Below are 20,587 nucleotides of genomic sequence, written 5' to 3' on the forward strand. Positions count from 1 at the left end.
CGCCGACTGTTCGGACAGTCGCGCCCTTCAAACGTGTCGGAAGCGCCGCCGCCATGGATCTTGTTGTCATCTGCCGCGTCCGGATAAAGGTTGTCGAATAGCCAAAGTATGCATGGAGTCGGCCCATTTTGCTACCAGCGCAAGGGCGGGCCGGCTCCTGTGGATCTATCACCAGAATCTGTGGATAACTTTGTGAGCAACTATGGAGCGGTTCGCCAAAGTCATTGATCTATAAGGGTTTTCGTCCACTGCCTCTAAATGACGCAGCCAGCGTTTTTCTTTTATAATCAAACACTTATAAAAAATACTTGATGTCGCGGCGGAACTGTGACATAAGCATGACCGTCGTAAATTTTTGTGGACAGCTTTCCCCATGCAGACTTCGCCCGACCCCGATTCCAGCTATACACCGCCGCCGGTACTGACCGTCACCGCCCTCAACGCGCAGGTGGCGCGCCTGCTCGAGCGCTCCTTTCCGCTCACCTGGATCGGCGGCGAAATCTCCAATTTTACGCGCGCCAGTTCCGGCCACTGGTATTTCACGCTCAAGGATGATGCCGCCCAGGTGCGCGCCGTGATGTTTCGCGGCAAATCGCAGTTCGCCGGCTTTACGCCGCGCGAAGGTGACAAGGTCGAGGTGCGCGCGCTCGTCACGCTGTACGGGGCGCGCGGCGACTATCAGATCAATGTCGAGGCGATCCGGCGCGCCGGCGTGGGCGCCCTCTACGAAGCGTTCCTGCGCCTGAAGGACACGCTGGGCGCGCAGGGTTTGTTCGACCAGGACCGCAAGCGCGCCCTGCCCCTGTTTACGCGCAGCGTGGGCATTGTCACCAGTCCCAACGCGGCGGCCCTGCGCGACATTCTCAGCGCGCTCAAGCGGCGCGCGCCGCACGTGCGCGTGGTGCTGTACCCGGCGCCGGTGCAAGGCCAGGGCGCGGCCGAACGGATCGCCGCGGCGATTGCCAGCGCGTCTTTCCGGGTCGAAGTCGATGTGCTGCTGGTGTGCCGCGGCGGCGGTTCGATCGAAGACTTGTGGAGCTTTAACGAAGAAGTCGTGGCGCGCGCGATCGCCGCGTGCAGCATGCCGGTGATCGCCGGCGTGGGCCACGAGACGGACTTTACGATTGCCGACTTTGCCGCCGACGTGCGCGCCGCCACGCCCACCGCAGCGGCGGAACTGGCCGCCACCGCGCACGCCGACTGGATGGCCTCGCTGGGTGCCGACGCCGTCGACCTGCGGCGCGCAATGCGGCGCACGCTGGGCGAGGCCAGCCAGTCGCTCGACAACCTGGCGCGCAGGCTGCAAAGCCCGTCGGCCCAGATTGGCCACCAGCGCCTGAAACTGGTGGCGCTGTCGACCGCGCTCACGCACGCGGTGCGCGCGCCGGTGGGGCGGCACGGCTTTGCGCTGGCGCAGTTGCGCGCGCGCTGGGCCAGCCACAAGCCCGATGCGCGCGCGCGCCGGATCGAGATCGACTCGCACCGCCAGCGCCTGGCCAGCGCGCTCGCCTACCAGCTGGGACAGCGGCGCCATGCGCTGGGCGCGCTGTCGGCCCAGCTCGAGCTGCTCAATCCCCAGCGCACGCTGGAACGGGGTTACGCGATCGTGCGCGACGGGGCCGGAAACGTGCTACGCTCGCCGTCCCAGATCGCGCCGCGCCAACTGCTCAACATCCGCCTGGCCGAGGGCAGCGCCGAGGTCGGGGTTGCCAGCGTGCAGGGCGCACTGGATTAGCCTGCATCGAAAGCCGAGACGCACTACAATAAGGGTCGTTTTCACATTCATCACGCTCTTAACGCCAATCACGCTCTCAACACCAAAGGACAAGCCATGGAACATACACTGCCGCCACTCCCCTACGACATGGACGCGCTCGCGCCGCACATCTCCAAAGAGACGCTCGAATACCACTATGGCAAGCATCACCAGACCTACGTCACCAACCTGAACAACCTGATCAAGGGCACCGAGTTCGAGAACCTGTCGCTCGAAGAGATCATCAAAAAATCGTCCGGCGGCATCTTTAACAATGCGGCCCAGGTGTGGAACCACACCTTTTACTGGAACGGCATGAAGCCGGCCGGCGGCGGCGCACCAGCAGGCGGCGCAGCGGACGCGATCAACGCCAAGTGGGGTTCGTTCGACAAGTTCAAGGAAGAATTCACCAAGTCGTGCCTGGGCAACTTCGGTTCCGGCTGGACATGGCTGGTGCAAAAGGCCGACGGTTCGGTCGATATCGTCAACACGTCCAACGCGCTCTGCCCGTTGACCACCGGCGACAAGCCGCTGCTCACCTGCGACGTCTGGGAGCATGCTTACTACATCGACTACCGCAACGCGCGCGCCAAGTACGTGGAAACGTTCTGGGGCCTGGTCAACTGGGACTTCGTGGCCAAGAACTTCGCGTAACAAGCGACGGCGCGCGCTGTGCGGCGCACCGCGGCGCGCGCTGCAAACAAGGCCTTTGTCGCAAGACAAGGGCCTTTTTTTCATCACAAGCGATAGTGGATTCTCATCTCGAGGGATCTCGTCATGCGCTTTCGTTCATTGCTGCCGGCCATTGTTGCCGCATCCTGCCTGGCCCATTCCGCCCAGGCACAAGAAGTTCTTCCCGGATTGTATTTTTCGTATGCCGACTGGGAACTTGCCTGCGACAACACCGGCACGTGCCGCGCCGCCGGTTACCAGCGCAGCGCCGATGCGGCGCCGGTATCGGTGCTGCTGACGCGCCGCGCCGGTCCGGGCCAGCCGGTCAGCGGCCAGTTGCTGCTCGGCGAGCGAGTCGATGCCGCGGCGCGCCTGCCGCCGGTGCTCGCGCTGACGCTGCGCATCGACGGGCGTGACGCCGGCAGCGTGATGGCCGGGCGCAGCAATGTGGCCCTGCCGCCCAAGGTGCTGGGCGCGCTGCTGGCCGCCCTGCCCGGCACGGCCAGCATCGCCTGGACGGCTGGCACGCAGCGCTGGCAATTGTCGGGCGAAGGCGCGGCGGCGGTGCTGCTCAAGATGGATGACTTTCAGCGCCGCATCGGCACCCGCGGCGCCTTGCTCAAGCCGGGCACGCGCTCAGAAGCGCAGGTGCTGCCGGCAACGCCGGTTCCGGTGGTCAATGCGGCGCGCTGGGTCAGCACCACGCCGCCAGATGCGCACTGGGCCCAGGCGCAGGCCGCGCCCTTGCATCAAGCCTTGCGCGCCAGCCTGGGCGAGCAGGATTACTGCCCCGTTCTGGACGACGCCGCGGCAGCGCCGCTGACGGTGCGCCGGCTCGACGCGCAGCGCCTGCTGGTGTCGGCCCGCTGCTGGGCGGGCGCTTACAACGTGGGCGACGGGTACTGGGTGGTCGACGCCGCGCCGCCGTTTCACCCAGTGCTGGTGACCACCTCGGGCAGCGAGGCCGACGAGCCGGCCATCGTGGCCAGCCAGAAGGAGCGCGGCCTGGGCGACTGCCGCGCCAGCGACGCCTGGACTTGGAATGGGACCACCTTCATCCATACCAGTTCGGCGACTTCGGGCATGTGCCGGATGGTGGCCGCCGGCGGTGCATGGAATTTGCCGCGCATCGTCAGCGACGTGCGCCCGGCCCGCTAGCGGGCGCTTACTCCCGGTGCGGCACCTGCATGCCAAGCTGCACCGCCGGGCGCGCGAGAAAGGCTTCCAGCACGCGCATCACGTTGGTGTAGCCGGCGATCCCGACCAGTTCGCCGGCGCCGTAAAAGGTGTTCAGCGTATTGACCCACGGAAAAATCGCAATGTCGGCGATCGTGTACGCATCGCCCATGATCCAGTTGCGCCCGGCCAGGCGCTGGTCCAGCACGGCCAGCAAGCGTTTCGCTTCGGCCGCGTAACGCTCGCGCGGGCGCTTGTCTTCATAGTCCTTGCCGGCGAACTTGGTGAAAAAGCCGAGCTGGCCGAACATGGGGCCGATGCCGCCCATCTGGAACATCAGCCACTGGATCGTTTCGTAGCGGCCGGGGGCATCGGCGGGCAGGCATTTGCCGGTTTTTTCGGCCAGATACAGCAAAATGGCGCCGGACTCGAACAGCGGCAGCGGCGCGCCGTCCGGGCCATTCGGGTCGATGATGGCCGGGATCTTGTTGTTCGGGTTGAGCGAGAGGAATTCGGGCGAGGTCTGGTCGGCGCTGTCAAAACTGACCAGGTGCGGCTCGTACGGCAAGCCTGCTTCTTCGAGCATGATGGCAACCTTCACGCCGTTGGGCGTGGGCAGCGAATAGAGCTGGAGGCGCTCCGGGTGGCTGGCGGGCCATTTTTTGGTGATGGGGAAGGTGGACAGGTCGGGCATGCTGGCTCCTGGTAAAGATGGGTAGCGCTGGAGTCTACGTGCTATTCAAAAATCACGCTGGGGGCTGGAATGTTCGGAGTCGGTCGCAGATTTTCAGCACGCTGGCGTGTCATCAAATGTATCCATTTGTCCGCCCTTTTGCGCATCTGGCCGTTGGCGGCGCGACTCTTATACAATAGCCGCCGAGGAGATATGCCATGTACCGAGTGATGCTGGTGGAAGACGATATGCGCCTGGCGCAGCTGGTCACGGAATACTTGAACAGTTATGAATTCACGGTCGACCTGGTCACCCGCGGCGACACCGCGCTGGCCAGTTTCAAGTCGCTGGCCCCGGATGTGGTGGTGCTTGACCTGATGCTGCCGGGATTGGACGGGATGGTGGTGTGCCGCCAGATTCGCGAGCTTTCCTCGGTGCCGGTTCTGATTTTGACGGCGCGCGAGGATTCGTATGATGAAGTGTCGGTGCTGGAACAGGGCGCCGACGATTTCGTCAACAAGCCGGTGCAGCCGCGCGTGCTGCTGGCGCGCCTGCGCGCACTGATGCGGCGCGCTAGCGGCAGGAGCGAGCCGGAAGGCCAGGGCATGGTGTTCGGGGCGCTCTCCATTGCGGTGAGCGACCGCAGCGTGACGTGGCGCGGGTTGCCGTGTGTGCTGAGTAATACGGAGTACAAGCTGCTGCTGGTGCTGGCCGAGTCGGCCGGTCATGTGCTCTCGCGCGATGCGCTGCTCAAGAAAATGCGGGGGATTGAGTTCGATGGGCTCGATCGCAGTATTGATAACTGCATTTCCAAGTTGCGCCGCAAGTTCGATGATGTGGATTCGGAAAAGATCAAGACGGTGTGGGGTGAGGGGTATTTGTTTTCGCCGTCGGCGTGGGGGTGATCTGCGCTTTTCCGCCCTACGTTGCGCTGGCGACTATGCGGGTGGTGGGCTATTCGTAGATGGGGTTGATCGCCAGGGGGGCGTTTTGGGTGACGACGTGGCTCTTTTCGCCCGCCGCGCTGAAGCGGTAGGTCACTACCCGGAAGCCTTCGTACGGGTCGCCCGGAAAGGCCGGGCCGTCTTGCGTCGTCAGCGCTTCGCCCTCCCCTTTGCGCACCCGTACGCCCGGGTCAACCATGCCGCGCGCGAAGACGAAGCGCACGCCGGTGCAACGCAGCGCGCGCAGCGTGGCGTCCACTGTGCGCTGGTAAGCGAGCGCTTCTTCGCAGGCGCTGCGCAGGTCGCCCGTTTCGTACACGCCGTCCGCTCGCACCACAATCGAGATGCGCGGGCGGAATACGTACTGGCTCACTTTGCGATTTAACACCAGCGCCGCATTCTCGTCGTATGCCGACTTGAGCAGCGGGAAGACGGTGCGTCCGGTCGCGTCCAGCGGCAGGTTCACACTGGTTCCCTTGCCCTGCAGCGATAGCTGCAAGCCTTCGGGCGCCAGGTTTTTGTCCTGGGGCATGACCTGGAAGTGGTTCTGGATGAAGTGCTTGCTTTTGCCGTACTTTTCGAACGCGACCATCGCCCGGTAGGCGTCGCGGTAGCTCACCCATTGCCCGTCATTGACTTGCGCCACGCCCGATCCGGCCGTGAACAGCAGTGCAAACAACGCGGACAAGGAGGTGAATGCGCGCATGTCAGAACCGGTAGGCCAGGCCAGAAGAAACGGAAACATTTGTCGGCCGCTGTACCAGCGGGCTATGGCGCGCGTCACCCTGCAATCGCGTGACGCGCGCCCCGCTGACCAGCAGCCAGCCGGGCGCCAGCGCCCAGTTCCAGCGCGCCCCCAGATACACATCCTGCACGCCCCCGCCGGGCGCGTACGGGCGGTGGCCGCTGCTGGTCGCTTCGCTGCCGCCGACGCCAAAAAAACTGGCGTTGTAGCGGTTGTTGACCAGCGTGGCGCCCGCCGACCAGCTCAAGCGGTGGTGCGCGGTGATGTCGGCGGCGGTGTGCTGCACGGCCAGGTTCCAGACCAGGCCGTCATGCCACTTGCCGGCGCCGTACAGCACGCTGTTGGTCAGGCGTAGCGTGGGCGTGACGTCATAGTTGACAAACGCGCCGGCCTGCAGGCGCGCCTTGATCGGGTCCATGCCTTGCAAGCCGTCGCCGCCGGACGCTGCCCCGCGCTGGCTGGTCGGCTGCATCACGCCGGGGACGGTTTGCTGGCCGATGCCGTCGATGGCCTCGCCGGTGCCATCGGCGCCGCGCCGGGTCTGCACGGATAGCAGGGGCCCGTATTCGAGCGTGGGCTGCTGCGACAGATGCATGCCGGCGCTCATGCCGGAGACGAACACGCCATTGCTCCACTCAAGCTGCAGCAGCGGCAGCGCGCGCACGCGCCGCGCGTTGCCGCCCTGGTAGACGGGCTGCGTAATGGCGCCCAGGCCGATGTACAGGTCGCGGCTGCCGTCGGGCATCGGGTTGTTCGCGGGCGTCTGGGCCTGCGCTGCGCTGCAGGTGAACAACAGCGTGAGCAACAGCGTGAGCAACAGCGTCAGCGGCGGCGGCGGCGCGAGAAACGTTTTCATGGTGGTGTCAGGGGAAAGTCCGGATGGCTCATATTCTACCTTGCCCGTTGACATCCCTAATTGCACGGCAAGTAGGTGCACGGCAAGTAATTGCACGGCATGTAACATGGCACCCGGCCGGGCCGCCAGGCGACGCGCTAGGCGTGCGGCGGCCGGACCGGTTGCGCGTACTGCGAATAAAAAAAGCCCACGATACTGCTGCATCGGTGGGCAAACGGAAACCGATAACTTCATCTTAGGCAACAATGCATTCCCATTCCCCCTCACACTGTCCCGTATTTGTCGTCCATTTGTAATGTTCCCAAGCCGATCGGCCTCGCATACAATGCTGGCAGGAGGAAAGCAGATGGTTTTGGCAACAGAACGTGGGGCGCTGCCGCGAAAGGGTGCATGAACCGCATCTTCTTTCGCTTTTTCGTGCTGGTCATGCTGTCTATCACGGTGGCCACGTTCGTCATCTATTTCGTCATCAGTCGCCTGTTCGGCGACCCGCTCGACGACATCGCGCGGCGCCAGGCGGCGGCCCAGATTTTTCTCATCGAACAGTATGTCGACAAGGCCCCCGGCGACGAGTGGCTGGTGCGCCTGAACAAGGTGCGCGAAGTGTCGGGCATCAATATCGAACTCATCGCGCTGGCCGATGCGCGCACCGCCCTGCCGCGCGACCTGCATGCGGCGCTCGCGCGCGGCGAGGTCGTGCTCGACATCTCCGGCAAGGCGTTTTACCGGCGGGTTGACCTGTCGGGCAGCTACTACGTGGGCAGCGCCGACGAGGTAATCCTGGCGCGCGACTTGCCCATCGATATAGGACTGGCGCTGCAGATGGAAGCGGTACGCTATGTGATCGTGGCGCTGGCGCTGCTCATTCCGATTGCGCTGTGGTCGCGCTCGCACTGGATGGGCTTGCAGGTGCTCTCGCAGGTCGCCGACCAGGTGGGCGCGGGGGATTTATCGGCGCGCGCGATACTCAAGCCGGGGGCCAGTGTGTATCCGCTGGCCGAGCGCATGAACCTGATGGCCGGGCGCATCCAGAGTTTGCTCGACGCTCAGCGCAACCTGATCCATTCGGTGTCGCATGAATTGCGCACGCCGATTGCCAGGCTGGGGTTTGCGCTGGAATTGCTGCGCGCCCACGCGGGCGATGCGGCGCTCGAGCCGCGCATCGCGGCCATGGAGGGCGATGTCGAGGAGTTAAATGGGCTGGTCAATGAGTTGCTGGGGATGATCAAACTCGATAACGCGCAGGCCTTGCAGCTGGAGGAGGCGCGCGTCGACGCCTTGCTGGCCGGTTGTGTGGCGGCGTTGCCGCCGTCAACTTGCAAGGTGCAGGTGGTGCTGGGCGAGCAGCTGGGCATGGTCCGGGCCGACCGCCGCTTGCTGGCGCGCGCGATTGGCAATTTGCTGACCAATGGGCAGAAGTATTGCGATGCGACCGTGGTGCTGTCGGCCAGGCGCGGGGCGGGGCTGGAGATTGTGGTGGAGGATGACGGGCCGGGGATTCCGCAGCAGGAACGCGCGCGCGTGTTTGAGCCGTTTTATCGGCTTGACCGCAGCCGCGATCGGGCCACCGGCGGGTTCGGGTTGGGGTTGTCGATCGCACACAAGGCGGTGGCGCTGCATGGGGGGACGATTCGGGTGGAGCAGTCCGTGGTATTGGGAGGGGCGCGGTTTGTGATCAGTTTGCCGGGTTAGGGGTAGTGGGGGGCGTCGATTTTTGGCAAACGAGGATGTTGCCACAGTGGCGTCGTGTCGTAGGTCGGATAAGCGTAGCGCAATCCGACATGCGTCACGTTCACGCACGTCGGATTGCGCTACGCTTATCCGACCTACTTGCCTTGGCAACGCGACGATCTACCGGGGCTGGCGCGCTATTCTTTGACGCTCGGCTGCAGGTGCGTGAGGCCGTACCACAGGTGTTCCCACCAGTGGGGACGCGAGTTGACAACCTGCATGCAGATGACGTCAACCTCGCCCTTGAAAACCTTGTCCTCGCATTGCTTCGTCATCAAGGCGTGGCGCTGGTTTTCTGCATTGACCAAGGCGATGGCCAGCCATAGCGCCAGGCCAGCCATCAACACCGCCAGCGTCCACGCGACCTGATTGACGTGGCTGGTCTCGAACAGATCCTTGACGTCGGGCCGCGACCCGTCGTAAATTTTCAAGATCTTTTTTTCCGTTTCGTCGCTCATTTGCTCACGGTTTTCTTCGCTGGCGCAGGCGCCGCCGGCGCGGCGGCGCTGTAGCCTTTTTCCTTCATCGCCATGGCAACGAGGGCGTCGAGCGTGGCGCCGGCGGCCCCCGCTACGCCGCTGCTGGGAATGGCCGGGTTGGCCTGGCCTACCGCGCCTGGCGAGGTGACGTATTTGCCGTCGACGACGAAGGTCGGCGTGCCGTCAATCTTGTAGGTGGAGACCATCTGCGGCAAGCGGCGCAGCTTGGTCAGCACGCCGAAGGAATTCCAGTATTCGGTGAACTTGGCTTTGTCCAGGCCGCTCTTGGCCACCCAATCCAAGATGGCCGCGTCAGTCATCAGGCGCTGGCGCTCGACGTGCACGGCGCGAAACACCTTGGGGCCGTATTCGTCGCTCTTGCCCATGGCATCCAAGGTTACCCACAGGTGCGCTTCCGGATCGGCCGGTCCCTGGAAGGGAAAGGCGACGCGCTTGAAGGTGACGTCGCTACCGTGTTTTTTGACCCACTCGGCCACGTGCGGCTCCATCAGGTTGCAGGCCGGGCAGTGATAGGCGAAAAATTCGATCACTTCGATCTTCTTGCCAACCGCCTGGGTCGGCTGCGGCGCGGCCAGCGTGGTATATTCGGCGCCGTTTTTCGGATCGGCAGGAGTTGCCATGGCGGTGGTGGCGATCATGGCGACGGCGGCGACAGCAAGACGGAGGGAACGCATAAGGTAGTCCTTGTTGATTGATTGAGCGAACGACGCGAGATTACCACTTTTTTGGGCCAGGCCCGGGCCGGCGGGAGCATTATTGCAATTACTTACCTCTGTAACGCAGGGTTACCGCCGGCGTTGACGCGCCAGTTCGAGTTTTTCGCATAGGTCGGCCACGCCGGCAGCCATGCGCGGCCCGGCGCGGGTCAGCGATTCCGGCGGGCTGAACAGGTTGTTGCGGCGCACCGCCAGCATGCCCTTGTACGCGCGCCACATGTTCAGGCCAGCCTCGGGCGAGTCGTCGCGCACACTGCCGATGATCGCTTCCGGATTTTGTTCGAGCACCGCTTCGGTGCTGACCATCGGCGCCTTGACCTTGAGCTGGCCGAAAATATTCACGCCGCCGCACAGGCGAATGGCGTCGCTGGCGATCTGACTGTTGTTGAGCGTGAAAAGCGGCTTGTCCCAGATCTGGTAAAACAGGCGCACCGGTGAACGCCTGGCGTAGCGTTTTTCAAGCGCGGCGATTTTGGCGCGAAAATTTTGCGCCGTCTCCTGCGCAGCCGGTTCGGTGCCGAGCAGGACGCCGAAGCGGGTCAGGCTGTCGGCCACGTGTTCGAGGCGGGTGGGCTCGCTGTAGAAAATGGGGATGCCGGTCTGGCGCAGTTGCTCAAGCTGGCGCGCGGTGTTCCCGCTTTGCCAGACCACGAGCAGGTCCGGCTTCAGGGCCAGCACGCGCTCCATGTCAAGCTCGCTGCTGCTGCCGACCACCGGCACGCGGCGGGCCGCCTCGGGATAGTCGCTGTAGTTGATGGCGCCGACCACGCGCGCGCCGCCGCCGGCCGCAAACAGCAATTCGGTCACGTGCGGCGCCATCGAGATGACGCGTTGCGCGGGACGCTGCAGCACGACGCGCGCGCCGCTGTCGTCGAGCACGGAGATGGCAGCGCCTGATGACGCGGCGGCCAGCGCCAGCAAGGCGCCGATGGTAAAGCGAAGCATGGCGGCGCCCTTCACGGGGCCGGTGCGCGGCAGAGCGCGGCGGGAATGATCATGGTCGTCTCTACATTGTTAACGCGTTACAAACATCAGGCCGGCGTTCCCGCAGGCGCGGTGACGCCAGCGGGCACTAGAGCGGGCACTAAGCCGAACACTAAGCCGAACACTAAGCCGGACACTAAGCCGAACACTAAGCCGGACACTAAGCCGGACACTAAGCCGGACACTAAGCCGGACACTAAAACGGGGCCATTATAAACGCAGCGGCGTCGCTAATCGAAAGCGCAATGGTCGGCCAGAATGTCTTCTTCGCGGCGCGCACCCGTGGTGCGGCGCTCGTCGGCGTGCACCGGGCGCGCGCTGACCCGCTCCACCAGTTCGAGCATGGTCTTGAGCGCGTCGGACATCACGAGCGCGGCGGCGGCGACCGTGTCGGCCGGTGAGGCCGGCCCCTTGGCAGCCTGGCCGCGCAGCGTGCGTTCCTGGTCGGCGCGGCAACTGACCGCTTGCTTCCAGTAACGTTCGCCAGGTAACCTGAGCCACACGTCGCGCCAAGCGTTGCGCCCTTCGCCAACAACGGCGAGCGTGAAGCCGCGCGGCGACACGCGACGCCCTTGAAACAGGATGTCGTCGCCTTCAACGCGCGCGTGATAGGTCGATTGCCGGGTAGACATGCGCAGCTCGGTGCCGCTGGGCAGGAACAGGGTTTTCCATTGGTAACCCTGACTGCTTGCGGGATCGGCAGGGGCCGGTGACGGTTGCGGCGAGTTTGCCGCGATCCATGCACGGATGGCGGCAGTAGCAGCCTGCACTACGGAAAGCTTGCTGCCGCTATTGCGCAGGTGCAATGCCAACTCGGCCACGAGGTGGGTGGGTACGGTGTGACTCCCTATTGCATTCATACTCGTTCTCCGTCTGGATTTGTCGAATTTGGGGCCTCTTTGAATTATTAGGCAATCTTGACGCGCCCAAGTTTCAAACCAGGCGACGATTCGACAAAACGAGGCGTCGAATTCGACACGATGCAATAGGGACTGGCATCGCACTACCCACCTCCCGTCGCCGTGAAATTCGTCACGGAAATGTATGTACCAACATGGTCCTCGAGATAGTTTCACCCGCCCTGTTTCCACACGTATGCAGGCGCGTGCATTTGCTTTCGTCTGGCCAGCGTTCCCGCTTGTCATTGTTTTGGCGACATTCGTCGGATTGATTGGCTTTTTATAACTCATGTAGCTATAGTTCGCAGCACAAAAACACCGTTCCCATCAGGAGTCATGCATGACCTTAACCAGAGTCAGTCATAGCGCTGTCAAAGTGCTGTCGATCACAGCGCTGCTGCTTGCCGGCAGTGTCTTCCACGAAGAAATCATGGCGCAGGCAAACGTTGCCGTCACGCCGATTGCGCAGCCAGTCACCGATACCGGCATTGCGCTGGCCCCCGCGCGGGGCAGCGCCGTCAGCGTGGCCAGCCTGCCCGATGCGTGGGGTGGGCAGCGCAGCGGCGCCGAAGCCACGCTGTCGGATCGGGTCGTCCATTACCAGATCGCCGCTACGCTCGACCCGGTCAAGCACACGGTCGAAGGCAAACAAAAACTGACGTGGCGAAACCGCAGCAAGGTGGAAGTGCGCAGTGTCTATTTGCACCTCTACATGAACGCCTTTGAAGGCGGCGAGAGCACCTTCTTTACCGAACAGCGCAACAGCGGCAAGGGTTTTCGCACAGGCGTGGGCACCAAGCAAGGCGAATGGGGCCACATTGCGCTGCGCAGCGTGACGCAAGGCGGCGCCAAGGTTGCCTGGTCGTACGTCCATCCCGACAACGGCCCGCAGACCGACCACACGGTGGTGCGTTTCGACCTGCCGGCGGCGGTGGCACCGGGCGCCTCGACCGTCATGGACATCGATTTCCTGACCAAGCTGCCGCGCGTCATCGCCCGCACCGGTTACTTCGGCAGCTTTCACCTGGTGGGGCAATGGTTCCCGAAGATCGGCGTGCTCGAACTGCCCGGCGAACGGGGCGCAACGGCCCCGCGCTGGAACGTGCATGAGCACCACCAGGAATCCGAGTTCTACGCCGACTTCGGCAACTACGACGTCACGCTGACCGCGCCCAAGGCGTACACCATCGGCGCGACGGGCGTTTTGCAGGCGCCGCCGGTTGAAAAAAACGGCATGCTGACCCATCACTACGTGCAGGGCGACGTGCACGACTTTGCCTGGACGGCCGACAATCGCAGCGCCAAGCCGCTGCAAGAGAGCTGGACCGGCCCGGGCAGCCCGAAAGTCGCGCTGTCGGTCATTTACCCGCCGGAAATGAAAGCGAGCGCCATCGCGGCCATGAAAGCGGCCAAGGATTCGCTGGCCTACTTTTCGCGCACGCTGGGGCCGTATCCGTACAAGACGCTGACCGTCGTGGTCCCGCCTTTTAACGCTGCCGAAGCGGGCGGCATGGAGTACCCGACCTTCATGACGGTCGAAGGCAAGACGCGCGTCGAACCGAAGACAATGGCCGCATTCGACATCGACTTCGTGACCATCCACGAATTTGGGCATGGCTACTTTTACGGCATCCTGGCGTCGAACGAACATGAAGAGCCGATGCTCGACGAAGGCCTGAACGAATACTGGGACCACCGCATGCTGGTCGAGCGCAAGCAGGACGTGTATCCGGTCACGCCCTTCCTGAAGGCGATCGGCATCACTTTCTCGGCCAAGGGCTTTGACGGCGAGCGCGCCGGCGCCCCGCGCGAAGAACCGGCCGATCCGATTGGCGAAAACGCCTATGACCGCCTGCAGGGCATCGGGCCGGCGTATGTACGCAGCGCCACCATGATGCGCGACCTGGAAGCGCGCCTGGGCAAGGACGCGACCGAGCGCGCATTCAAGGAATACTACAAGCGCTGGAAGTTCCGCCATCCGAGCGTGGCCGACCTGCGCGAAGCGCTGGCCGACGGCAGCGGCCAGCGCGCCGTGGTGGAAGCGGTGTTCGCGCAGCAGGTCTACGCCACCGCCAAGATCGACGACCGGGTCGACAAGTTCTCCAGCGACGAAGTGCTGCCGCAGCGCGGCACGCGCGACGTCAAGGGCACCTGGGTCGAGGAAAACGCGGACGCTGTCGACAAGCGCGTTGCCGCATTGCGCGCAGCATGGAACAAGGCCAACCCGAACGTTAAGGCGGGTACCAAAGCGGGTACCAGGGCGGCTGCGGGCCCCTTCCCTTACCGCACCAGCGTGGTGCTGCGCCGGCGCGGCGCGCCCGTGCCGCAGACGGTGCTGGTCAAGTTCGCCGACGGCAGCAGCGAGACCGTGACCTGGAACAACGAGGCGCGCTGGCAGCGCTACACCTGGCTCAAGCCGAGCCGCGCGGTGTCGGTGGAACTGGACCCGCAGCGCATGCATTACCTGGACGTGAGCAAACTGGACGACAGCCGCACGCTGAAAGCGGACACTCGCGCCTCGCGCCGTTGGAGCGCTGACCTGGCCGCCATCTTCACCCTCCTCTTTTCCCTGATTGCGAACGTATGATGAACCCGACCCCGCCATTTTCGTTTGCCGCCGTCCCGCGCGCGGCGCGCGCCGCCTTGCAATGGCGCTTGCTGCTGCTGTGGGTGTTGTGGATGCTGATCCCGACCGCCATCCTCGGGCTGACCGTTTGGCAAACGATGAGCGCGCAGCTCGACTACTCGGTGCATGCGGCCGAATTTGCCAGGCAGCTCGACCTGACCGTGTTTGCCGACCTGATGGCAGCGCACGGCAAGAACGTGGCTGCCTTCAACGTGGCCGGCGTGGTGGCGCTGATCGTCACCTTGCTCATTTCGCCGCTGCTTAGCGGCATGGCGGCAAGCGCCGCGCGCGCCCCGGCCGCGCTGGGCTTTGGCGCCTTGACCGCGGGCGGCCTGGCCGAATATCCGCGCATGCTGCGCATGCTGGTCTGGTCCGTGATTGTGCTGGGCGTGGCCGCCGCGCTGGGCGGCATCGCACTGGACGCGTCGGCCGAGTATGGGGCCGGCGCGATACTCGAGTCGAGCGCCGACCTGGCCGACTATGGCGCGCTGGCGCTCGCCGCGCTGCTGCTGGCGCTCGCGCACGCCACGCTGGACGCGGGACGCGCGGCGCTGGCGATCGAGCGGCGCCGCACGTCGGCGGTGAAGGCCTGGTGGTCGGGCTGCAAGCTGCTGCTCAAGCGTCCGCTGGCCACTTTCGGGGGATATTTTTTGATCAGCGCTGTCGGCCTGGCGCTGGCGGGGGCGCTCGTTGTCGGGCGCATCAACGTCTCGGGCGCCAGCCTGGCGGGCTTTCTCGGCGCGCTGCTGCTGGTGCAGGTCACGGTGGCGGTGCTGGGCTGGATGCGCAGCGCGCGCCTATTCGTGCTGGTAGAACTGGCGCGCTCGCAGCGCGGGTAAAAAGCGGCGCGTTCTTGAAGAGCCCGCGCAATCGATATAACCAGTCCCCGCACCACATCGTCCTCGCGGGGACCCATAGAACGGTTCAACTGAGCAATCGTTCCATGGGTCCCCGCGTACGCGAGGACGATGTAACCCTGCTGCACCGTTACCCATTTAAAACAACCCCGAATGCCGGCACGGCCCAAGGCACACCATCACGTACCGCGTTTGCCCCGGGCGCTATCCGCAGCTTTTTTGGCCGCCGCTTCCGCCGCCTTGGCCGCCTTGGCCGCCATCTCGGCCGCGTGCTCGGCCAGCCTCAGCTCGCGCGTCTCGGGCGTTTCCAAACTAATCCGCCCCAGCGTCCCGGTGCGGTAATCCTGCAAGAAAATATGGGACGCCTTTTCAAAATCCAGGTCGCCCCCCTTCTGCCGATACCCCCTGCGCGCGGCCACGCCCTCGACGACCGCAATGCCGTCCAGCCCCTCGGTCTTGAACCCATAACGCGCCGTCAACAACTGCGGATACTTGGCCAACAATTGCTCGGCCAAAAACACCGCCACCTCATCCTCGATCAGCGCATTGGACCCGATCGCGTGACTGGCGGCGAGCATCAAGCCATCGCTGGCCAGCGCAATCTTGGGCCACAGCATGCCGGGCGTATCGACCAGAATAATGTTCTTGCCCAAATAGAGCTTCTGCTGCATCTTGGTCACGGCCGGCTCATCGCCCACCTTGGCCACTTTTTTCTTGAGCAGCGCGTTCATCAAGGTCGACTTGCCGACGTTGGGAATACCCATGATCATGATGCGCAGCGGCTTGGTCGGCACGCCCCGGTGCGGCGCGAGCGACAGGCACAGCTCGGGAATTTTGGCCACGTCGCCCGGTTTTTTGGTCGTCATCGCATACGCGGTCACGCCCTCCTGGCGATTGTAATAAGCGCTCCACGCGGCGGTGGCGGCCGGATCGGCCAGATCGACCTTGTTGAGGATCTTCAGACAAGGCCGCTGGCGAAACAGGCGCAGCTCCTCGACCATCGGATTGCAGCTCGCCTCGGGCAGGCGGGCGTCCAGGACCTCGATGACCAGGTCGGTGTTCTCCATCTGTTCGGCCGCCTTCTTGCGGGCGGCGTTCATGTGGCCTGGGTACCATTGTATCGACATGCTTGCTTTCAAATTCGCGTGGACAAGGCGCTATTTTACGCGGCTATGGCAGGCAGGCGCTTTTTGGCGCCGCCAGCGCCGGATCGAACTGCCCCAGCGCGGCCTTGGCCAGCGCCACATCCTTGGCAAACTCCACCAGATGGCGCGCGCGCTCTTCGCTGTGCCACTCGGCGTCGGAAAAGCCGGCCAGCGGATGCGGCTTGCCAACCACCACCTTGCCTTCCAGGCGCGGCAACAGCGCGCGGTCGGGGTCGACATTTTCCTTGAGCAGGTAGCCGTCCACATCGCGCAGCGTCAGCGGCAGCGCCGCTTCCTTGTCGCGCAACAGTTTGCCGAACACGGTCAGCTTGAGCTCGGCGGGACCGGCCGCCAGCACGTCATTGAAGCTGGCGATTGCAAACGGACGCCCCTTGGCGTCGTCCACCCTGCCCTGCACCACGTAGCGCCCGGCCTTGAGCACGTTGGCCTTCAGGTAGTACACCAGCGAGCCGTCTTCGACCGCTTCGCGCGCCTGGCCGGTCCAGGTGGCGGGCAGCTCGGGCGTATAAATCACGTCGAACAGCACGAAGCCATTCTTGCCGGCCACGCTGTAGCGCAGCTCGGTGCGGATGGTGCCGTTGAAGCTGGCCAGGCCAGTCTGGGCCGGCGCCAGGATGCCGGCAAAGGCGCCGTCGCCGGCCACCGCGTCGGCGCCCTCGCCATCGTCGGCGAACGCCAGCGCGATCTGGGCGCTGGCGCGCTGGCCCGTGTAGGTGACGCCCTGGGCGGCGGCGCGCGTGATGACCAGCGATAGCGCCTTGCCCTGGGCGTCGACGGCGCGCACCGAAAAGGCGACCGTTTCGCCCGAGGCCATGAACACGCGCGACTGCGAGGTCTGGATCTGCACGGCGGCGTCGGCCGAGCCGTCGGCGCCGCGCAACGCGTGCTCGTCGGTCACGGGCGCGTTCGGATAGACCTGGTCGGGGTGCTCGCTGATCGGACGCGAGACGGGGGGATATTTGGTGTCGCCCGCGTAGGTGCAGTAGGTGGTGTCGGCCAGCGCCACTTGCGCCAGCAGCGCCCGGCGCCGCTCGGCTTTGGCGACCGGGGTGTCCGCGCTGGCTTGGCCTGCGCTGTCAATGGCAGGCTGACCGGCAGCGCGCATGGACGGCGCCGCAGGCTGCGGGGCGGCGACGCCATCCTGAGCGCCGGACCACCAGGCCGCAGTGGCGACGATGATCGCCGCTGCGGCCCCGCCCAGCAAGACTGCCTTAGAAGGCACTGTTGACCATGGCGCTGCGCACTACCCCGACGATGCCGCCCCAGTTGCCGTTGGCGTAGTGGTTGTACGCTTCGGCGTCATCCCGAAAGGCCACCGAATGGTTGGTCCACTTGGCCTTGCCTCCTTCATTGGCCGCGATGCCCAGCGTCAGGTCGTTGCAGAACCAGTCGCTCGGATTGCAAAAGCCGGCGCCGCCGGAGCCGGACACGCCACCGGTGCTGTGATAGGCAACCACTTCATCGTCCTGGCCCGGCAGGATGGCCGAGTAAGCGGTGCCCTTGGCCCCGGCGTACATGTAAAACATCACGCCGCGCGTGACGTTATGGTCGTACATGGCGCGCGCGGTGGCCGTTTTCAGGTCCGACACCAGCGGCTCGCCGGTGGTCCAGGAACCGGCGTCGGACAATTCGGTGCCGCCGGCGGCGCCCGAGGCGGTGCGCACCCACTTGATGTTCCAGCCGGTCTGCGCGCCGCCGTCGCTGTTGCCGCACACGCCGCCGCTGGCCGTGGCCGGGTTTTTCTTCATGCGCGAGGAGGCGCCGTAATTGGCCAGCGTGTAGCCCATCATCAGGTCGCCGGCGCTGTGGGTGGCGACGTAGCACCAGTTGGCGCCCGTGCAAAAGCAGTCGAGCGCGTCGCGGATCTTGCTGTTTTGCGAAGCGATGCTGCTGCGCCCATCCCAGTTGACCGACTTTTTATTTACGCCGGCGGCCGTGCCGCCCGGCCCCCAGTAGCTAAAGCTGTTGTAGTCGCCCACCACGCCGCCGCCGGTGCGCCCATTGATCCACAAGGAATAATTCTCGGCACTGGCCTGGGTGCTCACTGCTGCCAGACAAACCAGGCACATCGACATCAACTTACGCATGAATCCACTCATTTAATTCTCCTGTAGGTACTGCGGCGGGAAAAAATAGTACGACCGTGCTAACGGTTAGCCATGAGGCTACCGTTGTAATTGAGTTATGTCAAATATGTATGTCCGATATTCAGGATGCGTATACTCGATGTGTATACTTTCCGCTACATTTCGTGAAAATCAATCCAGCTCGGCCAGTACTTTGACGTGCGCGACGACGCTGCGCCCCAGTGCCGACAGGTTGTAGCCCCCTTCCAGGCAGCTGACAATGCGCCCGCCCGCGTGCACGCGGGCCACCTGCATGATGGCGCGCGTGATCCACGCGTAGTCCTCCTCGACCAGACCCATGCCGCCGATGTCGTCCTCCCGGTGGGCGTCGAAACCGGCTGAAATAAAGATCATTTTAGGCGCAAACGCGTGCAGCGCCGGCAGCCACTGCTCGCTGACCAGTTTGCGCACCACCTCGCCCGTGCTGCGCGCCGGCACCGGGATATTGACCCAGGTCGCCGTCTGCGGTTCAGGTTCGCTGTACGGATAAAACGGGTGCTGGTAAAAGCTGGCCATCAGCACGCGCGGGTCGGCCCGGAACGATTCGGCGGTGCCGTTGCCGTGGTGGACGTCAAAGTCGATGATGGCCACGCGCGCCAGGCCATGGACGTCGAGCGCATGGCGCGCGGCGATGGCCACGTTATTGAATAAACAAAAACCCATCGATTGCGTGGGCCGCGCATGGTGGCCGGGCGGGCGCGTGGCGCAAAAGGCGTTGGCCAGGCTGCCGTCGATGACGGCGTCGGTGGCGGCCAGCGCGGCGCCGGCGGCGCGCAGCGCGGCGCGGTAGCTGTGCGCGCACAGCAAGGTGTCGCCGTCGAGCGGATAGTGCTCCCCTTCCAGCGTGGGGGTATGCTCGCGCACCAGCGCCACCATGGCCGCGCTGTGGTTGCGCAAGATGGCCGGCAGCTCGGCCGAGGGCGCCGTGCGCCGCTCGACCAGGCCGTCAATACGGGCGGCGATCAGCTGGTCTTCAATCGCTTGCAGGCGGGCGGGGGATTCGGGATGCCACTCGCCCATGTCGTGGGCGCTGCATTCGGGATGGCTGAAAATGGCTGTGCTCATGGTCGATTCTGTCGCGCCCGTCATCAATGTTGCACCGGATGCGCCGTTCTCGAATAGAATCGGGAAACATGTCGTGATGACGGATAAGGTGGGTGCCGATAGGCGCTATTTTACAATGCCTGAACGACAACCGCCGTGCCGTGCCCCCATAAAGACAATCCCATGTTCAAAAAATTGCATGCAGTAGCACACCAGGTCAGTCAGATCGTCGTCGGCAAGGAACTGCAGGTACGCCAGGCGCTCACCTGCCTGTTGGCCGGCGGCCACCTCTTGATCGAAGACGTGCCGGGCGTGGGCAAGACCACGCTGGCCCACGCGCTGGCCATTTCGCTGGGGCTGCAGTTCAACCGGGTGCAGTTCACCAGCGACCTGCTGCCGGCCGACGTGGCCGGCATTTCCGTCTACGAGCGCGAAAAAAACGGCTTCGTGTTCCACCCGGGCCCGATCTTTACCCAAGTGCTGCTGGCCGACGAGATCAACCGCGCCACCCCCAAGACCCAGTCCGGCCTGCTCGAAGCGATGGAAGAGCGGCAAGTGAGCGCGGACGGGGTCACGCGCGCGCTGCCCGAACCGTTTTTCGTCATCGCGACCCAAAATCCCCTGCACCAGGTGGGCACCTACGCGCTGCCCGAGTCGCAGCTGGACCGCTTTTTGATGTGCCTGTCGCTGGGCTACCCGGACGCGGCCGCCGAACGCGCGCTGCTGATGGGCGAAGACCGGCGCAGCATGTTGAAAGCGCTGCCGGCCGCGATGCAGCCGGAAGAACTGGCGCTGGCGCAAAAAGGGCTGCGCCAGATCCACGCCTCTAGCGCGCTGATCGACTACGTGCAGGCGCTGGCGCAAGCGTCGCGCCACAATGGCTTGTTTGCCGAAGGCCTGTCGCCGCGCGCGGCGATCGCATTGCTGCAGGCCGCGCGCGCCTGGGCCGCGCTCGAGGGGCGCGACCATGTGGTGCCGGAAGACGTGCAGGCCGTGCTGGTGCCGGTCTGCGCGCACCGCTTGCGCGCGTTAAAGTCGGCCAACGGCGTTGCTCTGGCCAGCCGCGACCTGGTGCTGCAGCTGCAAAAATCGGTGCCGCTTTAAGCGCCCGCGGCC

Annotated in this window: 19 protein-coding genes; 8 read left to right on the forward strand and 11 right to left on the reverse strand. The window is 64.5% G+C overall.

Translation table 11 applies throughout. From position 1 onward, the window contains the following. The first annotated feature begins 373 nt into the window (after window positions 1–373). From xseA to ACP7D4_RS06490, 3 genes are all read left to right on the forward strand, one after another. Window positions 374–1,735: an exodeoxyribonuclease VII large subunit gene (gene xseA / locus ACP7D4_RS06480; protein ID WP_426208259.1), complete on the forward strand. Its 1,362-nt coding sequence runs from the start codon at window positions 374–376 to the stop codon at window positions 1,733–1,735. Window positions 1,736–1,831: 96 nt separating this feature from the next. Next, window positions 1,832–2,410, forward strand: coding sequence for a superoxide dismutase [Fe] (gene sodB, locus ACP7D4_RS06485; RefSeq protein WP_426100615.1), 579 nt, complete (start codon window positions 1,832–1,834; stop codon window positions 2,408–2,410). 123 nt (window positions 2,411–2,533) lie between these two features. Further along, entirely contained in the window at window positions 2,534–3,586 is a 1,053-nt protein-coding gene (locus ACP7D4_RS06490; RefSeq protein ID WP_426208261.1) for a DUF1176 domain-containing protein, read from the forward strand. A 7-nt stretch (window positions 3,587–3,593) separates the two neighbouring features. On the opposite strand, the gene ACP7D4_RS06495 is transcribed toward ACP7D4_RS06490, so the two are convergent. Further along, window positions 3,594–4,298, reverse strand: a complete 705-nt coding sequence (locus ACP7D4_RS06495) for a glutathione S-transferase N-terminal domain-containing protein (RefSeq protein WP_426208263.1) — start codon at window positions 4,296–4,298, stop codon at window positions 3,594–3,596. Between the two features lie 197 nt (window positions 4,299–4,495). Between ACP7D4_RS06495 and ACP7D4_RS06500 the strand changes: the two genes are divergently transcribed. After that, window positions 4,496–5,182, forward strand: coding sequence for a response regulator (locus tag ACP7D4_RS06500; protein WP_426208264.1), 687 nt, complete (start codon window positions 4,496–4,498; stop codon window positions 5,180–5,182). Window positions 5,183–5,231: 49 nt separating this feature from the next. Here ACP7D4_RS06500 and ACP7D4_RS06505 read toward each other — a convergent pair whose 3' ends face one another. Further along, window positions 5,232–5,927: a hypothetical protein gene (locus tag ACP7D4_RS06505; protein WP_426208265.1), complete on the reverse strand. Its 696-nt coding sequence runs from the start codon at window positions 5,925–5,927 to the stop codon at window positions 5,232–5,234. Window position 5,928: 1 nt separating this feature from the next. Beyond that, the gene (locus ACP7D4_RS06510) at window positions 5,929–6,822 is read right to left on the reverse strand and encodes a MipA/OmpV family protein (protein ID WP_426208267.1); all 894 of its coding nucleotides are present in this window, start codon (window positions 6,820–6,822) and stop codon (window positions 5,929–5,931) included. Window positions 6,823–7,212: 390 nt separating this feature from the next. Between ACP7D4_RS06510 and ACP7D4_RS06515 the strand changes: the two genes are divergently transcribed. Beyond that, window positions 7,213–8,514 carry an ATP-binding protein gene (locus tag ACP7D4_RS06515; RefSeq protein WP_426100603.1) on the forward strand — a complete coding sequence of 434 codons (1,302 nt, stop codon included), beginning with the start codon at window positions 7,213–7,215 and terminating at the stop codon, window positions 8,512–8,514. A 176-nt stretch (window positions 8,515–8,690) separates the two neighbouring features. On the opposite strand, the gene ACP7D4_RS06520 is transcribed toward ACP7D4_RS06515, so the two are convergent. The 4 genes from ACP7D4_RS06520 to ACP7D4_RS06535 all read right to left on the reverse strand — a co-directional run bounded on the left by ACP7D4_RS06520 (window position 8,691) and on the right by ACP7D4_RS06535 (window position 11,613). Then, the gene (locus ACP7D4_RS06520) at window positions 8,691–9,011 is read right to left on the reverse strand and encodes a hypothetical protein (RefSeq protein ID WP_426100601.1); all 321 of its coding nucleotides are present in this window, start codon (window positions 9,009–9,011) and stop codon (window positions 8,691–8,693) included. After that, a complete protein-coding gene (locus ACP7D4_RS06525; RefSeq protein ID WP_426100599.1) occupies window positions 9,008–9,727 on the reverse strand; it encodes a thiol:disulfide interchange protein DsbA/DsbL in 720 nt (239 codons plus the stop codon). The genes ACP7D4_RS06520 and ACP7D4_RS06525 overlap by 4 nt, the downstream gene beginning before the upstream one ends. A 111-nt stretch (window positions 9,728–9,838) precedes the next feature. After that, the gene (locus tag ACP7D4_RS06530) at window positions 9,839–10,714 is read right to left on the reverse strand and encodes a cobalamin-binding protein (RefSeq protein WP_426100597.1); all 876 of its coding nucleotides are present in this window, start codon (window positions 10,712–10,714) and stop codon (window positions 9,839–9,841) included. 269 nt (window positions 10,715–10,983) lie between these two features. After that, a complete protein-coding gene (locus ACP7D4_RS06535; RefSeq protein ID WP_426208269.1) occupies window positions 10,984–11,613 on the reverse strand; it encodes a hypothetical protein in 630 nt (209 codons plus the stop codon). Between the two features lie 379 nt (window positions 11,614–11,992). On the opposite strand from ACP7D4_RS06535, the gene ACP7D4_RS06540 reads away from it, so the two are divergent. Then, complete coding sequence (locus ACP7D4_RS06540; protein WP_426208271.1) at window positions 11,993–14,239, forward strand: M1 family metallopeptidase; 2,247 nt, start codon at window positions 11,993–11,995, stop codon at window positions 14,237–14,239. Continuing rightward, entirely contained in the window at window positions 14,239–15,117 is an 879-nt protein-coding gene (locus tag ACP7D4_RS06545; protein WP_426208273.1) for a hypothetical protein, read from the forward strand. Before ACP7D4_RS06540 ends, ACP7D4_RS06545 begins: the two co-directional genes overlap by 1 nt. A gap of 197 nt (window positions 15,118–15,314) precedes the next feature. Here the strand turns inward: ACP7D4_RS06545 and ylqF are convergent, their stop codons facing one another. The 4 genes from ylqF to ACP7D4_RS06565 form a co-directional block, all read right to left on the reverse strand. Then, window positions 15,315–16,262, reverse strand: a complete 948-nt coding sequence (ylqF, locus tag ACP7D4_RS06550; protein WP_426100589.1) for a ribosome biogenesis GTPase YlqF — start codon at window positions 16,260–16,262, stop codon at window positions 15,315–15,317. A 43-nt stretch (window positions 16,263–16,305) separates the two neighbouring features. Then, a complete protein-coding gene (locus ACP7D4_RS06555) occupies window positions 16,306–17,523 on the reverse strand; it encodes a choice-of-anchor X domain-containing protein (protein WP_426208275.1) in 1,218 nt (405 codons plus the stop codon). Beyond that, a complete protein-coding gene (locus tag ACP7D4_RS06560) occupies window positions 17,513–18,400 on the reverse strand; it encodes a hypothetical protein (RefSeq protein ID WP_426208277.1) in 888 nt (295 codons plus the stop codon). Before ACP7D4_RS06560 ends, ACP7D4_RS06555 begins: the two co-directional genes overlap by 11 nt. Before the next feature lie 159 nt (window positions 18,401–18,559). Then, the gene (locus ACP7D4_RS06565; protein ID WP_426100583.1) at window positions 18,560–19,492 is read right to left on the reverse strand and encodes a histone deacetylase family protein; all 933 of its coding nucleotides are present in this window, start codon (window positions 19,490–19,492) and stop codon (window positions 18,560–18,562) included. 162 nt (window positions 19,493–19,654) lie between these two features. Here ACP7D4_RS06565 and ACP7D4_RS06570 point away from each other — a divergent pair, with 162 nt between their 5' ends. Beyond that, a complete protein-coding gene (locus tag ACP7D4_RS06570) occupies window positions 19,655–20,575 on the forward strand; it encodes an AAA family ATPase (RefSeq protein WP_426100581.1) in 921 nt (306 codons plus the stop codon). The last annotated feature ends 12 nt before the right edge of the window (window positions 20,576–20,587 follow it).

The sequence above is a fragment of the Massilia sp. TWP1-3-3 genome, assembly GCF_049897805.1.
Taxonomy (GTDB): Bacteria; Pseudomonadota; Gammaproteobacteria; order Burkholderiales; family Burkholderiaceae_D; genus Telluria_A.

Excerpts from the sequence above, each read along its gene's own strand:
- xseA (WP_426208259.1), top strand. The coding sequence starts at position 374 with ATGCAGACTTCGCCCGACCCCGATTCCAGCTATACACCGCCGCCGGTA.
- sodB (WP_426100615.1), top strand. The coding sequence starts at position 1,832 with ATGGAACATACACTGCCGCCACTCCCCTACGACATGGACGCGCTCGCG.
- ACP7D4_RS06490 (WP_426208261.1), top strand. The coding sequence starts at position 2,534 with ATGCGCTTTCGTTCATTGCTGCCGGCCATTGTTGCCGCATCCTGCCTG.
- ACP7D4_RS06495 (WP_426208263.1), bottom strand. The coding sequence starts at position 4,298 with ATGCCCGACCTGTCCACCTTCCCCATCACCAAAAAATGGCCCGCCAGC.
- ACP7D4_RS06500 (WP_426208264.1), top strand. The coding sequence starts at position 4,496 with ATGTACCGAGTGATGCTGGTGGAAGACGATATGCGCCTGGCGCAGCTG.
- ACP7D4_RS06505 (WP_426208265.1), bottom strand. The coding sequence starts at position 5,927 with ATGCGCGCATTCACCTCCTTGTCCGCGTTGTTTGCACTGCTGTTCACG.
- ACP7D4_RS06510 (WP_426208267.1), bottom strand. The coding sequence starts at position 6,822 with ATGAAAACGTTTCTCGCGCCGCCGCCGCCGCTGACGCTGTTGCTCACG.
- ACP7D4_RS06515 (WP_426100603.1), top strand. The coding sequence starts at position 7,213 with ATGAACCGCATCTTCTTTCGCTTTTTCGTGCTGGTCATGCTGTCTATC.
- ACP7D4_RS06520 (WP_426100601.1), bottom strand. The coding sequence starts at position 9,011 with ATGAGCGACGAAACGGAAAAAAAGATCTTGAAAATTTACGACGGGTCG.
- ACP7D4_RS06525 (WP_426100599.1), bottom strand. The coding sequence starts at position 9,727 with ATGCGTTCCCTCCGTCTTGCTGTCGCCGCCGTCGCCATGATCGCCACC.
- ACP7D4_RS06530 (WP_426100597.1), bottom strand. The coding sequence starts at position 10,714 with ATGCTTCGCTTTACCATCGGCGCCTTGCTGGCGCTGGCCGCCGCGTCA.
- ACP7D4_RS06535 (WP_426208269.1), bottom strand. The coding sequence starts at position 11,613 with ATGAATGCAATAGGGAGTCACACCGTACCCACCCACCTCGTGGCCGAG.
- ACP7D4_RS06540 (WP_426208271.1), top strand. The coding sequence starts at position 11,993 with ATGACCTTAACCAGAGTCAGTCATAGCGCTGTCAAAGTGCTGTCGATC.
- ACP7D4_RS06545 (WP_426208273.1), top strand. The coding sequence starts at position 14,239 with ATGAACCCGACCCCGCCATTTTCGTTTGCCGCCGTCCCGCGCGCGGCG.
- ylqF (WP_426100589.1), bottom strand. The coding sequence starts at position 16,262 with ATGTCGATACAATGGTACCCAGGCCACATGAACGCCGCCCGCAAGAAG.
- ACP7D4_RS06560 (WP_426208277.1), bottom strand. The coding sequence starts at position 18,400 with ATGAGTGGATTCATGCGTAAGTTGATGTCGATGTGCCTGGTTTGTCTG.
- ACP7D4_RS06565 (WP_426100583.1), bottom strand. The coding sequence starts at position 19,492 with ATGAGCACAGCCATTTTCAGCCATCCCGAATGCAGCGCCCACGACATG.
- ACP7D4_RS06570 (WP_426100581.1), top strand. The coding sequence starts at position 19,655 with ATGTTCAAAAAATTGCATGCAGTAGCACACCAGGTCAGTCAGATCGTC.